11 protein-coding genes, 1 pseudogene and 1 riboswitch are annotated in these 14,629 nt (G+C 58.4%); of the genes and pseudogenes, 3 read left to right on the top strand and 9 right to left on the bottom strand.

Annotation, left to right across the window (positions count from 1 at the left end):
• The 9 genes and pseudogenes from ACZCED_RS08440 to ACZCED_RS08480 all read right to left on the bottom strand — a co-directional run.
• Positions 1 to 403 (bottom strand): annotated as a pseudogene (locus ACZCED_RS08440) (hypothetical protein); the annotation flags it as partial.
• 12 nt (positions 404 to 415) lie between these two features.
• Complete coding sequence (locus ACZCED_RS08445) at positions 416 to 2,515, bottom strand: hypothetical protein (protein ID WP_464860616.1); 2,100 nt, start codon at positions 2,513 to 2,515, stop codon at positions 416 to 418.
• 220 nt (positions 2,516 to 2,735) lie between these two features.
• Entirely contained in the window at positions 2,736 to 3,755 is a 1,020-nt protein-coding gene (gene moaA, locus ACZCED_RS08450) for a GTP 3',8-cyclase MoaA (protein ID WP_464860617.1), read from the bottom strand.
• Positions 3,756 to 3,805: 50 nt separating this feature from the next.
• Positions 3,806 to 5,335: a uroporphyrinogen-III C-methyltransferase gene (gene cobA / locus ACZCED_RS08455; RefSeq protein ID WP_462969265.1), complete on the bottom strand. Its 1,530-nt coding sequence runs from the start codon at positions 5,333 to 5,335 to the stop codon at positions 3,806 to 3,808.
• Positions 5,325 to 6,260: a hydroxymethylbilane synthase gene (gene hemC / locus ACZCED_RS08460; RefSeq protein ID WP_462969264.1), complete on the bottom strand. Its 936-nt coding sequence runs from the start codon at positions 6,258 to 6,260 to the stop codon at positions 5,325 to 5,327. Before hemC ends, cobA begins: the two co-directional genes overlap by 11 nt.
• Entirely contained in the window at positions 6,260 to 6,493 is a 234-nt protein-coding gene (locus tag ACZCED_RS08465; protein WP_462969263.1) for an FmdB family zinc ribbon protein, read from the bottom strand. The genes hemC and ACZCED_RS08465 overlap by 1 nt, the downstream gene beginning before the upstream one ends.
• A gap of 231 nt (positions 6,494 to 6,724) precedes the next feature.
• Positions 6,725 to 8,080, bottom strand: coding sequence for a tetratricopeptide repeat protein (locus ACZCED_RS08470; RefSeq protein WP_464860618.1), 1,356 nt, complete (start codon positions 8,078 to 8,080; stop codon positions 6,725 to 6,727).
• Between the two features lie 4 nt (positions 8,081 to 8,084).
• Positions 8,085 to 9,527, bottom strand: a complete 1,443-nt coding sequence (gene selA / locus ACZCED_RS08475; RefSeq protein ID WP_464860619.1) for an L-seryl-tRNA(Sec) selenium transferase — start codon at positions 9,525 to 9,527, stop codon at positions 8,085 to 8,087.
• Positions 9,528 to 9,694: 167 nt separating this feature from the next.
• Complete coding sequence (locus ACZCED_RS08480; protein ID WP_462969260.1) at positions 9,695 to 11,032, bottom strand: HDOD domain-containing protein; 1,338 nt, start codon at positions 11,030 to 11,032, stop codon at positions 9,695 to 9,697.
• Between the two features lie 331 nt (positions 11,033 to 11,363).
• Positions 11,364 to 11,567, top strand: a riboswitch (cobalamin riboswitch).
• 219 nt (positions 11,568 to 11,786) lie between these two features.
• Between ACZCED_RS08480 and ACZCED_RS08485 the strand changes: the two genes are divergently transcribed.
• The 3 genes from ACZCED_RS08485 to ACZCED_RS08495 all read left to right on the top strand — a co-directional run bounded on the left by ACZCED_RS08485 (position 11,787) and on the right by ACZCED_RS08495 (position 14,583).
• Positions 11,787 to 12,851, top strand: a complete 1,065-nt coding sequence (locus ACZCED_RS08485) for a FecCD family ABC transporter permease (RefSeq protein WP_462969259.1) — start codon at positions 11,787 to 11,789, stop codon at positions 12,849 to 12,851.
• Positions 12,852 to 12,853: 2 nt separating this feature from the next.
• Positions 12,854 to 13,630, top strand: coding sequence for an ABC transporter ATP-binding protein (locus tag ACZCED_RS08490; RefSeq protein ID WP_462969258.1), 777 nt, complete (start codon positions 12,854 to 12,856; stop codon positions 13,628 to 13,630).
• 89 nt (positions 13,631 to 13,719) lie between these two features.
• Positions 13,720 to 14,583: an ABC transporter substrate-binding protein gene (locus ACZCED_RS08495; RefSeq protein WP_462969257.1), complete on the top strand. Its 864-nt coding sequence runs from the start codon at positions 13,720 to 13,722 to the stop codon at positions 14,581 to 14,583.
• Positions 14,584 to 14,629 lie beyond the last annotated feature (46 nt).

Consider the following 14,629-nt stretch of genomic DNA (forward strand, 5'->3'; position numbering starts at 1 on the left):
CTGTGATTTCGACCTTGTTGGCGGCCAATGGCCGAGATTCATATTTGGAAGAGCGGGCGTAATTTTCGGCAGCCTTGCCGATCATCGCGTAGGCTCTGGCCGGGTGAATCATGCCCAGAACATTCTGCTTGAATGCACCTAAAGCTTCTGTCGAAGCTGCATATCGGCCAGCTTCGACCGCGATGTTCGGATTTCCGCTCAGTTGAACAACCTTTTCATAGAAACGGTCAATTTGGCGCTGGGTGAACCAGTGGCCAGGGTCCGCCACTTCGTACGGCTTCATGTCGGCAAATGACAGCACTTGCCTCACATCAACAAAATCATACTTGTGTTCGAGCAGTTTCAGCCAGACACCAATCCCTCTGCTGTTATACAAAGGTTCATTTTCGCTGATAGGTTTCATTTAAGGTCCGAACTAGTGGTTGATGAATTTAAGCAGCCGTTTAATATACCTGAAATACCCGTCTCCATAGTTCGTGTTAAGCGCCCAGAAAATGTATTCTTTTTCAAGCTTGATCTGAAGCGCTTCTGCGTCTGCCGATGGATATAAAAGCACCGGAAGATACGGCTGGTCGAACTGCTTGACCAACTGAGCAGAGATGGCCTGGATGACATCTGCGAATAACCCGGTGCGGTTAAGAATGAAAATCGAGATACAGTTGGTAAGGTCGGACATGTTCAACCCGATGTCGGACAAATTCACCAGGATCACCGCTTTCAATTCGCCATTTTTCTCAAGCGCAAACAGGTGACGATCTCGTATGAGTCCGACATCACGGTAGTCGTCGATCAGGTCATTAAAATCGTCTGCATCCACATCCAACCCCATCGCCCGGAGCATCAGCCCGCCGCCGTTTTCATCATAAACGCTCTGCAAATCAAGCAGGTCTTCCGTAGAGACGGATCGGAGCTTCCATCCGGCAGGGATTTCCTTTTCTGCCGGGGACAACGCCTTCTGGTGAAAATAGGCGAATGCGTCTGTTGAACAGCCATCTTTGTCGTTGATACTTTGCTTGGCCCCCCCGAAGACGCGGGTGGGGAATTTGTTTGTCGGCTGGTAGAAACAGCCGAGGTACTGCATCTTTAACGAATGCAGGCGGTGCGAATCGTTTGCAAAAAGGCCAATTTGATTCAGCACCAAAAGGCCCGATTTGTTGGAGGCGGATCGGATGGCTGCATGGTGATGGATCAGCCATGTTCGCTGGTAGAATCGCAGCATGGCGACATGGCCGAGAATACGCCCGCTTTTCTGGTAGATGAAATGCCGTGCTATCTTGGAGTCCCCGGAGTACAGCTTGATATAGGTTTGTTTGATCTGCGCCTTGTACTTTTCAATGAACTCATATTTTCCCGGGTATATGAAACCGGTTTCGAAGAAAAACTTCCACAGGTCGTCCAGGTTGACACGATTGCACACGTGGGCGTTTTTGTCCTTGACCTGATGAAGCAACGTCAAGAGCTTGATATGGTCGTCGATGGGCACATCCAGAAGTGCAATCCCGCATTTCAATATCCCTCTTGCGGAATCGCCGTCATTGACCTGACTGTAAATGATTTGGGCCGTGCATGTGGCATAGGAACCATCGCCGAATCGGATTCCCATCTCCGGGATAATAAGCCCCGGGAAAAGTACGGCATGACCGTATTCCTCCTCCACGGCAAGACCCGACCCCGACAAGTTCAACACATCGAGGCTGATGATTTGTTTGGAGAGGGGATGAGAAAAAATTATCGTGGGAAGTGGAACCATGTGGTGTCGGTCACTTCTGAATTCCTTGGGCCGAAATCGTCGGATGTTTCGTTTAAGGGTTTCCAGTACCCAATAACGGTCCTTATGGCCGTGGGTTTGTTTGATGATTCGGCATTCCCCTGAGTACAGCGTTTTATTGCCGTCGAAAAGGATAACATTGACGGCCAGGTCGGTATCGACCCAGTCAAAGGTCTGCGGGGGGGTCGTCTGAACCTGAACCCGGAAGGAAAACGCCGAGAAATCGACCATCGATCCGTAAAACAGGGCCCCGTTCTGGGTCACATAAGCGTTGATGTTCCGGCACGAATGACGCCTGGCGCTTCTGGCGTCTTCGGCACGGCAGGACTCCGGTAAAATCAGACGGATGGCTCGTCTGCTGATTTCCAGCACTTGCGGTTCGGCGACCAGAAAGCGATTGCCGTCGGGTATGAGAATGTTTTGAAACCCAAAACCATCCGGCTGGTCGACGATGCTGCCGGCATCCTGCTGCCACAGGCAGGTCAATCGGTCGTCCTGGCATGGTTGAGGTTTGGCCTTGATGGACAGGGCGCGATGGTACTGCTTGTGGCGAAAATTGACGTAAAGGGGTTTGTCGCGAAAATTGAGGTAGTTGAGCTTGTTAATCAGTTGATGCTGGCTGATCTGCTTGGCCGGGCACGCGGCTTCCACTGCAGGGGGAGGGGGAGGGGAGATGAGCAGTTTCTCTTGAGTGCTGACAAGTGTGTCAGCCTGCGCAGCATCCGGGAAAAGATTTGCCCGTTCCATGGTTTTGCCTCAGTGCTTACGTGCCAGATCAGTGCAAAAGAAACCGATGAATTACTGTTCAGAACCAAGGTGCCTGGATGGGCAGATCCTGCGTTTCTGCAATCATCCATAGAAACGACTATCATAAATTCCCTTTCGATGCAAGGGGTTATATGGGTAAGCCATCGGTCGGAGGAGGGGGTGGTAAAGAGTGGGGAGACCCTCAAGGGGTTGTGGCCGGTCAGCCGCCGATACCCTGCATCTGGTCTTTAACACGCGTTGCGCCGTCGGGGCAAAGTTGGTGCTCGGCCGCTTTACGACGCACGGCGATCCGGAAAATTTCTGCCAGTTGCTCATCCGATCCACCGTTTCTCAACAGCCCCTTGAGGGATTCGTGGCGATCGGACAGCAGGCAGGCGCGAAGCTTGCCGTCTGCCGTCAGGCGGAGGCGGTTGCAGCGGTTGCAGAAATGGTGGCTCAATGCGCTGATGAATCCGACTTCCCCCCGGGCCCCCGCCAGGCGATAGCGCCTGGCCGGACCGTCATGCTGGCCGTTTCCCACCGGGATCAACTCCCCGATGGCGGTAATCCGTTCCTGAATTTCCGGAGTCAGAATCTGATCTTGCGAACGGGCTCGACTGTTGCCAATGGGCATGTATTCGATAAACCGGACGTGGAAGGGGTGATCCAGAGACAGTCTGCCGAAAGCCGCAATTTCATCATCGTTGATCCCCCGCATGGCCACGACATTGATCTTGATGGGGGAAAAGCCGATTTCCCGGGCCCGCTGAATGCCCGCCCACACCTGTTCGAACCGATCATAACCGGTGATCTGGGCATATTTTTTGGGGTCCAGCGAATCCAGGCTGATATTGATGCGGCGAATACCGGCATCGAATATGCGCTGGGCATTGGGGGCAAGCAGGACTCCGTTGGTGGTCAGGGACACATCCTTCAGTTCCCTGATGCGGGCCAGCCGGCCCAGCAACTCGACCGCCCCTTTCCGGACCAGGGGTTCGCCGCCGGTGATGCGCACCTTGCGGATACCGAGCTGTATGCCGATTTTCACCAGGCGCAGGATCTCTTCGTAGCTGAGGATCTCGTCGTGCCCGAGTTTGGGAATGCGGCCCTCGGGCACACAGTAAAGGCACCTGAGGTTGCAGCGGTCGGTGATGGAAATGCGCAGGTAGTTCAGATGGCGCTTTTCCCGATCCACCAACGCTCCGGCACCCGTCAGCCCGCTATCCATGTAATTTTCCATTGCCATTTCCGACACGATCTGCCGTTTCCCAGCGAAGGTCTTGCCGGTAGTTACGCCCGGTGGTTCACTATTGCCTGGATCAGGCCGGGAATCGTGTACGTCTCGGCCTCGATGCTAACCCGAAGGCCCAGGTCCCGGGCCGTCTGCGAAGTAATAGGGCCGATGCTGGCTACGCTGACTCCCTGCATCAGTCGATCAACACGGTCGGCAGGCAGCAAGCGGTGAAAGTTCTTCACCGTGGACGAACTGGTGAAGGTGACCATATCGATGGTCCCTTCAGTCAGTCGGGCGATCAGGTCCGCGGCGCTGTTTTCCGCCTGCCGGGTCTCATAGGCCGTTACCTCGTCGACCTTTGCCCCCATGCGGGTCAACTCCTCGGGGAGCACGCTGCGTGCCTCCATGGCGCGTGGCAGTAAGACCTTGCTGTCCTTGACCGGCATGGTGCGAAACGCCTCCACCACGGATTCGGCACGGTAGCTTTGCGGGATGATGTCGCTGTTCAATCCTCTGGCCCTGAGCCGGTCCGCCGTGGCAGGGCCGATGGCGGCGGTTTTAATGTGTCCCAGCGCCCGAACGTCCAACCCGTTTTCAAAAAGGCGCCGGAAGAAATAATCCACCCCATTGACGCTGGTGAAGACGATCCAGCTATACTGGTCCAGCATGGCGATAGCCCTGTCCATTCCGGCCCAGTCCGGCGGCGGCACCACCTGAATGGTGGGGCACTGGATGCATTCCGCACCATATTCCGTCAGCCGATGAACCAGGTCGCTGGCTTGCTCCCGGGCCCGGGTGACGACGATCCGGCGGCCCATCAAGGGGCGGTTTTCAAACCACTGCATGGTTTTTCGCAGGTTGACCACGGCGCCGACGATGATGATGGCCGGCGCCGTAATGCCGGCGATTCGGGCCTCCTCGACGATCGTATCCAAGGTTGCGGTCACGGTTTTCTGTTTGGGGGTGGTTCCCCAGCGGATGACCGCCACCGGGGTGTCCGCCGCTCGGCCGTGGGCCACCAGGTTGGCGGCGATGGTCGGCAGGTTTTTGACCCCCATGAAGAAAACCAGCGTGCCGATGCCGGTTGCCAGTGCATGCCAGTCGACACTGGATTCGGCCTTGGTGGGGTCTTCGTGGCCGGTGACGAAGGCCACGTCCGATGTATAGTCCCGGTGCGTCAGCGGAATGCCTGCATACGCCGATGCACCGATGGCGGCAGTCACGCCCGGGACGACCTCGAACGGGATGCCGGCGTCGATGAGAACTTCCGCCTCTTCGCCGCCGCGGCCGAAAATAAAGGGGTCGCCCCCTTTGAGCCGGGCCACCACGTTGCCCTGCTTGGCCTTCTCCACGATCAGTGCGTTGATGCCATCCTGGGGCAGGGTGTGGTCGCCGCCCTTTTTGCCTACGTAGATCATCTCCGCATCCGGGTTGGCATGCGCCAGCAGGGTCGGCGAGGCCAGATAGTCGTAGACCACGACATCCGCCCTGGCAAGGCAATCGGCCCCCTTGACGGTGATCAGGCCGGGATCTCCGGGGCCGGCCCCCACTAGAAACACTTTGCCGGTTTGGCTGTTACTGTGCATTCGCGTTCAGTCTTTCCAAGATTTCTCCGGCGCCCATGTCCAGCAGCGCTTCGGCCAGTTGCAGGCCGATCTGCTCACTTTGGAATTCGGGGCCGGTTCGTGACTGTTTGACTTGATGGGATCCGTCCACATCGCAGACCAGGCCGGTGAGGGTGTATCCATTTTCGTCGATATGTCCGTGACCGGCAATGGGTACCTGGCAGCCGCCCTCAAGCCGGTTTAAAAACATTCTTTCGCCCATCACCACCCGGCGGGTGGGCAAGTCGTCCAGGGCGGCAACCACGGGGCCGATGCGCGCGTCATTGTTCCTGATCTCGACGCACAAGGCTCCCTGACCCACGGCGGGCAGCATGATCGATTCATCCAGGACCTGGGTAATACGATCGGCCAGTCCCAGTCGGCGAACACCGGCTGCCGCCAACACGATCGCATCCAAGGACGCGCTGTCCAGCTTTTTCAAGCGGGTGTCCAAATTACCCCGCAAGGGAACAATGCGGATGTCTGGTCGAAACCGAAGCAGCTGGGCGGACCGGCGAAGGCTGCTGGTTCCTACCCGTGCCCCCTGCTTCAGCCGGTCCAACGGCAGACCGCTTCGGGTGATCAGGACGTCGCGCGGTTCTTCCCGCTTGGGAATTGCGCCGATGCAAAGTCCGTCGGGGATATCGGCGGGCATGTCCTTCATGCTGTGCACCGCCAGGTCGATGCGCCCATCCAGCAGCGCCTCTTCAATCTCCTTGACGAACAATCCTTTTCCGCCCACCTTGGCCAGCGGAACGTCAAGGATCTTGTCTCCCTTGGTTTTGATGATCGCCAGATCGACGGTGAGATCCGGATAGTGGCGGTTGACGGCATCCTTTACCCAGTTGGCCTGCCACAGGGCCAACTGGCTGCCCCGGGTGCCGATGGTGATGGTGCCGCTGGCCATCAGTGGCCACATCCGGCACAACTGGATGCGCTGCAACCGGTGCATGACGATGATGAGGCGGACGTGCTCACGGTCTGGCCGCCGCTGCCTTTGCTGACAAACCCGCAGGCGGACATGAGTCGACAGACCGTATCGGCCTTGCAGGTCGGGCACTGATCCGGCTCGCTGCCTCCCAGCACCAGGTACTCGAAATCCTGACCGCATCCCTTGCAGTGGTACTCATAGATGGGCATGGAACAGTCACTCCTTGTTCATGATGGTATTCATCGGGTCATGGTTCAAACGACCATGCTTGCCGTTGCGGGTCGATCGACTCGACGGACCCGTTAAATTAAGCACGAAAGTGATCATAACAACCTCTATCGGTCAAGTTTGACGGATTCGTCAACATGCGATTTTTTACGAGTCCATCAAGCTTGGTCAAACCATCGGGCACTTCAACGAGCCGCGTTTCCCGGATCCTTTCAAGATGCCCTGGATGCCGTCATGCGATCCTGGGTCTCTTCGATCTGCGGCTGGCTGTCATGGCCCATGGCTGCGGCCAGTTCAAACTCGGCCAGTGCGTGGTTCAACTTTCCCTGATTCAGGAAGACATGGCCCAGGCGGTGCCTGAAAAGACCGTTTTCCGGCGATAGTCGAACACTTTGCTCGCACAGCACCGAAGCCACATCCAGGCTTTCTCCCCGCTCGGTGTAGAGCCGGCCCAGAAGCGACAGCGATTCCGCATCGCCGGGGTTTATCTTTACCGCGCTCTTGTAGGCCTGGATGGCTTCCTTGGTCAGCCCCAGATTGTCCAGACAGGCCCCGAGACTTTTAAAGGCGGTGCCGGATCGGTTGTTGGCAAGGGTGGCGGCTTCCAGGTACGGCCTGGCTTTTTCGGCGGCCCCCATCTCAACGAGTGTCTGGCCGATGTGAAAAACCACTTCGAAAACATTCGGCTCGCAGGCATCGGCCTTCAGGAAGCATTCCAGTGCCGCCTCCCGGTCTCCTTTGAGCAGGAGGATATAGCCCTTGTTATAGATGGCCATTACCTCTTGCGGGGATAACCAGATCGCATTTTCAAAGGCGCTCAGGGCGTTGTCGAAATCCTTCAGGACCCCGTGGCACACCCCCAGGCTGTTATGCAGGTTCGCGTCCGCAGGATCGAGCAGCAATCCTTTTTTGTACTCATCGATGGCGCCGGCGATATCGCCTGCCTGGTAGTAACGGTCCCCGCTGATGTTCAGGCTCACCGCATCGAAGCCGGTGATCGTGCCGGGGCCGAAAAAGCAGGCATGGTCGAGTGCCTTTTCAGCATTGTCCACCATTTTCGTGCGGACATCGTTGATGGTCGGGTAGGCGGCCACCCCAATGGTAAACGGCGGATTTTCCGTTTCGGGGAAAGCGCTCAACAACTGTCGGGCCAGTGCATGTCCGTCGGCAGCGGTAAGATGAGGAAAAACGCAGACAAATCGCTCGATGCCGATCCGCGCCCAGATGCCTTTGCGCGTCCGGCAGAGCGTGGCAATGGCGGTCAGCGCATCTTCGGGAAGGCCGGTTTTTTCGGCAGGGTCCGCTTTTGCTCCGGCTGGCCGTTCGATCTTGACGGCGAGCGCACATAGCGCGGAAACGGATGCCATGTGGGCCTCAATGGCACGCACCAGCCCCTTTCGGTCCTGCATGTCGGAAAAACGGGGGGTGGGGGAGAGGGCTGCGTCGCCTTCCCCGCCCCTCATCAATTTTCGTGCATGGTCGTCGTCAAGACGCTCCTCGGAGCGGGAGAAGAGGAACTCTTGTGTCGTGCTGCGACTCTTAAACAGATTAGATGCGTGTCCTGCCATCCATTCACCTTCCATGGGTACCGACGGCCAGCATGTCTGCAAAGGCCTTTTCAATGATATCCAGCTCTTCTTCCTGCAGGGTCCGGGGGTCCACGATGAACCGGTCGTTTTCGATCCTGCCGATAATGGGCGGATTGTTCTTGCGCATCCACCGCTCCACGGCATTGACGGACATTCCGTCTGCAGAAACGCCCAGGCAACGGCTGGGCAGGTCCAGCATCGGCAATGAACCCCCTCCGGCCTTTGAGGAAATATCCAACAATTCCACTTTCAGTCGTCCGCCGGGCACCCGTTCGAGGCGGGATTTCAATTCTGCGGCCCTTCCCTGGATGGCGGTCAGCGGCAGCGTGAGCATTCTCAAGGTGGGAATCTGGTGTACTGCCTGAGGCTCGTCGCGGTAGAGCTGCAAGGTGGCTTCAAGGGCCGCCAGGGTCATTTTGTCAATACGCAGGGCCCGGGTCAACGAATTGGCTTTGATGCGGTCGATGTGCCGCTTGCCGCCTAAAATGATACCGGCCTGGGGGCCGCCCAGCAGCTTGTCGCCGCTGAAGGTGACCACATCCACCCCGGCGGCCAGGGATTCCTGGACAGTGGGTTCCTTGATCAGGCCGTATTTGGAAAAATCCACCAGGGTGCCGCTGCCCAAATCTTCCATGACAGGAAGGCCGTGCCGCCTGCCGATCGACACCAGATCGGGCAGGGAAACCGCGGCGGTGAAGCCCACGATACTGTAGTTGCTGGTGTGGACCTTGAGCAGCAGGCCGGTGCGTTCACCGATGGCATTTTCATAGTCCCGGGTGTGGGTTCGGTTGGTGGTTCCCACCTCTTTTAATATTGCGCCGCTTTTGGCCATCACATCCGGGATCCGGTAGGATCCGCCGATTTCCACCAGTTCGCCGCGGGACACAATCACCTCCTGGCCCGTGGCCAGGGTGTCCAGGCAGAGCAGGGTGGCCGCGGCATTGTTGTTCACGACCATGGCCGCCGGGGCCCCGCTCAGTTCACACAGGATGCCTTCCACGGCACTGTAGCGTGACCCGCGTCGCCCTGCCTTGAGATCAAACTCCAAATTGGAATAGCGGCTGGAGATGGTTGTGAGATTCTCCATCACCTCCGGGGAAAGCAGGGAGCGGCCTAAATTGGTGTGCACCACGACCCCGGTGGCGTTGACAGTGCGCCTCAGCTTCAGGGCCATGGTTCGTGCGGCCCGCTTTTTAACTTCCGCAACCAAGGCGTTGGGGGAGAAACAACTGCTGTCCGGTGGGGCATCCGATTCGATAATCCGTTCCCGCAGGGCATCGATGGCAGCTCGGATGGACGGAATCAACACCGATTTGGGAATCTGTTCAAAGCGCCCTTGGTCTGCTCCACACTCCAGGATGCGGTCCACTCCGGGGAGCAGTTTCAAAAGGGCCTGTCGGTTTTCATCCATGGACGTGACTTTCATACAGGTTTCGGGTCGGTTGGCTGCGGTAAGGAGGATGGCGTTGGGCCAACCCGTCCGAGCACCGGGTTGCATCATATGGCGATGGGCCGTAAAAGGCGCTTTCCCATCGAATGTTGCATTGTCTTGCCATTGGGCATGAGCGTTTCAATGTCCTTGGGATTATTGGCCTACGTCGTTTCCATGGCCGGTTCAAAGACTTTTTCCGGAATCAGGTCCACGAGATCGCATAACTGCCCGGTGGACAAACCGAGTTGTGACAGGTGGTCGGCGATGCGATCCGTACCCATGCGCTCAAGTTCGAGACCGCTGTGAAATCGGGACATGAGCAGATCCCCCAGGTAGACGATGGTGGTCAGGGGATCGTTGTTGGGGTTCTCCTCGGGCCGATGGTGAAATCGGATGGCATTGGCGAGGGAGGCGGGCAGGGACCAATTTTTTGCCAGTATTTCGCCCACCCGCGTGTGGTCCATGCCCAGGACCCGGGTCTCCACATCGATGATTTCGGACTGGCGGTCCTGAAATTCACGGTAGAGCATCGGATAGGCGCCGGTGATATACTGGTCCAGCACCACCTTGCCGATATCGTGCAGCAGCCCGGCCGTGTAAGCGACGCCGGGCAAGGCTTTTCCGGTCATGCCGGCAATTTTCTCGGCGATCATGGCGGTTCCGACAGCGTGGTGGTAAAGGCCGCCCTTGCACAGGCTGTAGCCATTACCGCTCTGGCTGTAATAGCTTTGCACGGCCGCGGAGATAACCAGTTTGATGAACAGTTCCTGGCCGAGAAAGACCAGTGCATGGTCTAGGGAGACCACGTCATGGCGTTTGGTGAACAAGGCTGAATTGCACAACTGAATGGTTCTGGCGCTGATGACCTGGTCTTTTTTAACCTCTCCGGAGACCTTGTCGATATCGTAAGTGCCGTCCTCGATGATGCGCAGCACTTTCAGGGCCACCTGGGGGATCGGCCGGATGGTTTCGATGGCCTGCCGGACGTCCGACAGGGCCGGTGACGGTTCGCCGGCCTTGATATCCGGCGCGTCGAATCCGGCAGGCCGAATGCGGCATTTCCAGCGCTGCATGTCGAGTTCGATACCGCAGGTGAAAAACCCACCGGTTTCCGATCGAGCCACGGTAATGCCTTCGGTCTCCAGTGCCGCCACGGTTTTTTCCGCGGTTCTCCCGCCGATGTCGAGGTTCATGTCCTGGGGGGTCAATGGGCCCACCAGGGCACCGCCGGCAATCACCGCCTGCATGTTTTCACGGGTGGCCCCCATGTCCAGCAATTGCTTCAAAAACAATGGCATGCTGGTGGTGGCATATTTTTCCGGCTGGTCCATGCTCCAGGAGCCGACCGGCTCGGGCAGCAGCAGGTGGTTCAGCCCCCCGACACCGGCGCTGGCATCGAATACGGCCACCCCTACGCAGGTGCCTAAGAATGCCTGAAGCAGACGGGGCTGCGCATGACCGACCTCGAAAGATCCGGAGGCCACATGATATTTTTTCAAGACCCCCATCGTAGGGATGCCTTCCCTTTGTTTGAACCGCTAAACCGTGCGTGTTCCCCGCGGGTTGCCGCGGGGAGGGATCAATTTCTAACCGTAAGACATACCATCATTATCATGTTGTTTTCAACCACAGGATCACCTTTTTCCATCCAAGGAATATCCGGTCAATATGGCGCGCCAACACGGTGCGAAAGGATCGGCCGACACCGTAAACAGCGGATATGGGAATGGGCGGGTGCCATGGCCTGTTCAGCGCATCCATACCCGGCCCGAGCCTGCGCAATTATTTTTCAGCGCGGTCCTTATGCATTGACAGGCCAGGGGATTTGACCTACAAGCGGAGACGCAAGGTGCGTTTCGCTTAATAGGGAATCCCGTGAAAACCGGGAGCGGTCCCGCCGCTGTAACCCTCGTTTCTTTCATCTGGATGGAAGGAATCCGTCGGGCCATATGCCACTGTTCCGGGAAACCGGTGTGGGAAGGCGCCCAACGGGTCTGGGGAAGCCAGAAGACCTGCCTTGCCTTTGTGCCGGAGAGCCTTCTTGGAAAAGCGTTCTCGGCCATTCATACGTTGAGGGCCAAGTAAAATGGGTGCAACCCTTCGAACCGGTGGACAGGTTTGAAGGGTTTTTGTTTTGGAAGTCGATCTGACCGCCCGTTGCCGGCAGACCCGTCATTGAAGATAAACGAGCCTCCCGTTGCGGCCTGGAAACCGGGTGCAGGGAGAAACAACCGGTAGAAAGCTAAAACGACCATGCCTGATGCCTCGTCCACCACGTCTCACCACCGACTGCAGAATCACAGCCTTCTCATGGCCGGCCTGCTGGCCCTGGCCCTGGCAGTGGCCATCAGCCTGTCGGCCGGCATGGGATATATGAAGATTGCCTGGGTGGATGTGCTGCGGGTGGTGGGCGGCAGCCTGACAGGAAACGCGGGCCTGATCGCCGACGTGGACGAGTTGACGAGGGTCGTCGTCATGGAGGTTCGCCTGCCGCGCATCCTCACCGCCGCAGCCGTGGGCGGCGGGCTGGCCCTGTGCGGCGTGGTTTTCCAGGGTATCCTGCTCAACCCCCTGGCCGATCCATACACCTTGGGGGTCTCTGCCGGCGCCGCCTTCGGTGCCGCCCTGGCGCTTTTGCTGAACCTGACCGTGGCGGGAATCTACAGTGTGCCCGTGTGCGCATTCATCGGTGCCACCGCCACGTTGATGCTGGTGGTCTACCTCTCCTCGTCGGCCGGCGGCGCCAATGCCAACAACCTGATCCTTTCGGGAATCATTGTCGCGGCCATTCTTTCCGCCGGCATCAGTTTCCTGAAGTTCGTGGCCGATGAGCAGGTGTCGGTGATCATTTTCTGGCTCATGGGCAGCTTCGCGTCGAAAACCTGGATCGATGTGGGCCTTTCCGGCACCTTTCTTCTGGTCGGGCTGTTGGTCTTCGTCTTCTACGCCCGCGATCTGAACCTGCTGTGCCTGGGCCGGCGGGCTGCCGCATCGTTGGGCGTGGATGCCCACCGGGTTCCCTGGATCCTTCTGGTTACGGCCTCGATGGTGGCGTCAGCCTGCGTGTCCGTTTCGGGCATTATCGGATTCGTCGGGCTGCTGGTGCCCCACATGATGCGTGCCCTGGTCGGGCCGGACAACCGTCGCCTGCTGCCCCTGTCCCTTTTCAGCGGAGCGTTCCTGCTCTTGTGCGCCGATACGGTGACCCGGGCCGTTTTGCCCCATGAAATCCCCATCGGGGTGCTCACGGCGCTGATCGGCGGTCCCTTTTTCTGCTACCTGTTTCGAAAACGCCAGACCGGCGGGAGGGGATTCTAAGCGTGGGCTTTGCACTTTGCGGCATCGGTTTCGCCCACCCGGGCAAGGCCCTGTTCGAGGGTCTGGACCTGGAACTGCCTGCCGGCCGTTTTATCGGCATCGTCGGTCCCAACGGCTGCGGCAAGACCACGCTGCTCGACCTGATCTGCCGGCACATCACGCCCCATCAAGGCCACATCCACTACGCGGGCAGGCCTTTGGGCGAATACGGCAGGCGGGAACTGGCCAGACAGATTGCGCTGGTGCCCCAGGACTACGCAGTCAATTTTCCCTTTACGGTCGAAGAAGTGGTTTTCATGGGGCGGTACCCCCATACGCCCCGATTCGGCGCACCATCCGCCGAAGACCTGGACCGGGTGGCCCGGACCATGGCCGACTGCGATGTGATGGCATTCAAGGATCGGCCCATCACGTCGTTGAGCGGGGGCGAGCGACAGCGGGTGATCTTTGCACGGGCGCTGGCCCAGGACACCCCGGTGCTGGTGCTGGACGAGGCCACGGCCAATCTGGACGTCCGCCATACCCTGACGCTGCTCGACCGAGTGTCCGGGCTGGTTCAGAATGAGCGGCGGACGGTGATCGCCGTGTTTCAGGACCTGAATCTGGCATCGGCATACAGCCAGGAAATCATTATGGTCAAAGGGGGCCGGGTGGTTGCTGCCGGCCCCACGGCTGAGGTGTTCACTCCGCAAAACCTGGAACGGGTGTTCGACGTTCAGGCCCGGGTTGCGCTGGACGATTTTACCGGACGGCTTCAGGTCCGATACAAAAGATGCTGATTGAGGGATTGATAACAAAACAGACCATCTACAGCCTTCTGATCGCATGGCTGTTTTGGGGCAGCTCCGGTCTTGCCGATGATTTTCCGATGGATGAAACCGTGCGGGACCATGCCCCCTATGAACGCATCATCTCTCTTTATGGCGCCCATACAGAGAATTTACTGGCGATGGGTGCGGCCGACCGGCTCATCGGCATCGATGGCCAGTCGGCCGATCTGACCGGAGCTGCAGGAAAGCAGATATTTTCCTATCACGACGACCCGGAGCGGTTTTTGGCCGCCCGTCCGGACCTGGTCCTGATCCGGCCCATGATCGACCGCGGGTATCCCCGGTTGGTGCAGCGGTTGAAACAGAGTGGAATCCAGGTGGTGTCGGTGCAGCCTTCCACCGTGGACCATCTGGCGGCATACTGGCGGCTGTTGGGCCGGTTAACGGGAAGGGACGCGCAAGCCGATGGCATGCATCGCGCCTTTCAGGCGGCGGTGGCGGACTTCCGTCGGCTGTCCGCGCAGGTGGACCAGCCTCAGCGGGTTTACTTCGAGGCCATCCACCGAAAAATGAAAACGTTCACGCCCCAGGCCATGGCCATTTTTGCCCTGGAAACGGCGGGCGGCATCAATGTGGCCGGCGATGCCCCGGTGCGCGAAAAAAACAATATCGCGGTATACGGAAAGGAGCGGCTGCTCTCCCATGCCGCCGAAATCGATGTTTTCCTTTCCCAACAGGGCGCCATGAACCAGGTCTCCGTGGAGGCGATCATGGCTGAACCGGGATTCGGCGCCATCAAGGCCGTCAAGGCGGGACAGGTTTACCTGGTGGACGAGACCGTCGTCTCGCGTCCGACCTTGGGGCTGCTCAAAGGAATATACCGGATCGGCTGCCTGCTCTATCCTGACGTATACTGTGCGGCGGGCCGGACCATCCTGGCAATGGCCGGCATGAGTGACTGACACCATAAGCAAGCAATCTTTCAGGAGGATGATATCAAAGGCATCG

Source organism: Desulfosarcina sp. (genome assembly GCF_055467485.1).

Excerpts from the sequence above, each read along its gene's own strand:
- ACZCED_RS08445 (WP_464860616.1), bottom strand. The coding sequence starts at position 2,515 with ATGGAACGGGCAAATCTTTTCCCGGATGCTGCGCAGGCTGACACACTT.
- moaA (WP_464860617.1), bottom strand. The coding sequence starts at position 3,755 with ATGGAAAATTACATGGATAGCGGGCTGACGGGTGCCGGAGCGTTGGTG.
- cobA (WP_462969265.1), bottom strand. The coding sequence starts at position 5,335 with ATGCACAGTAACAGCCAAACCGGCAAAGTGTTTCTAGTGGGGGCCGGC.
- hemC (WP_462969264.1), bottom strand. The coding sequence starts at position 6,260 with ATGGCCAGCGGCACCATCACCATCGGCACCCGGGGCAGCCAGTTGGCC.
- ACZCED_RS08465 (WP_462969263.1), bottom strand. The coding sequence starts at position 6,493 with ATGCCCATCTATGAGTACCACTGCAAGGGATGCGGTCAGGATTTCGAG.
- ACZCED_RS08470 (WP_464860618.1), bottom strand. The coding sequence starts at position 8,080 with ATGGCAGGACACGCATCTAATCTGTTTAAGAGTCGCAGCACGACACAA.
- selA (WP_464860619.1), bottom strand. The coding sequence starts at position 9,527 with ATGAAAGTCACGTCCATGGATGAAAACCGACAGGCCCTTTTGAAACTG.
- ACZCED_RS08485 (WP_462969259.1), top strand. The coding sequence starts at position 11,787 with ATGCCTGATGCCTCGTCCACCACGTCTCACCACCGACTGCAGAATCAC.
- ACZCED_RS08495 (WP_462969257.1), top strand. The coding sequence starts at position 13,720 with ATGGATGAAACCGTGCGGGACCATGCCCCCTATGAACGCATCATCTCT.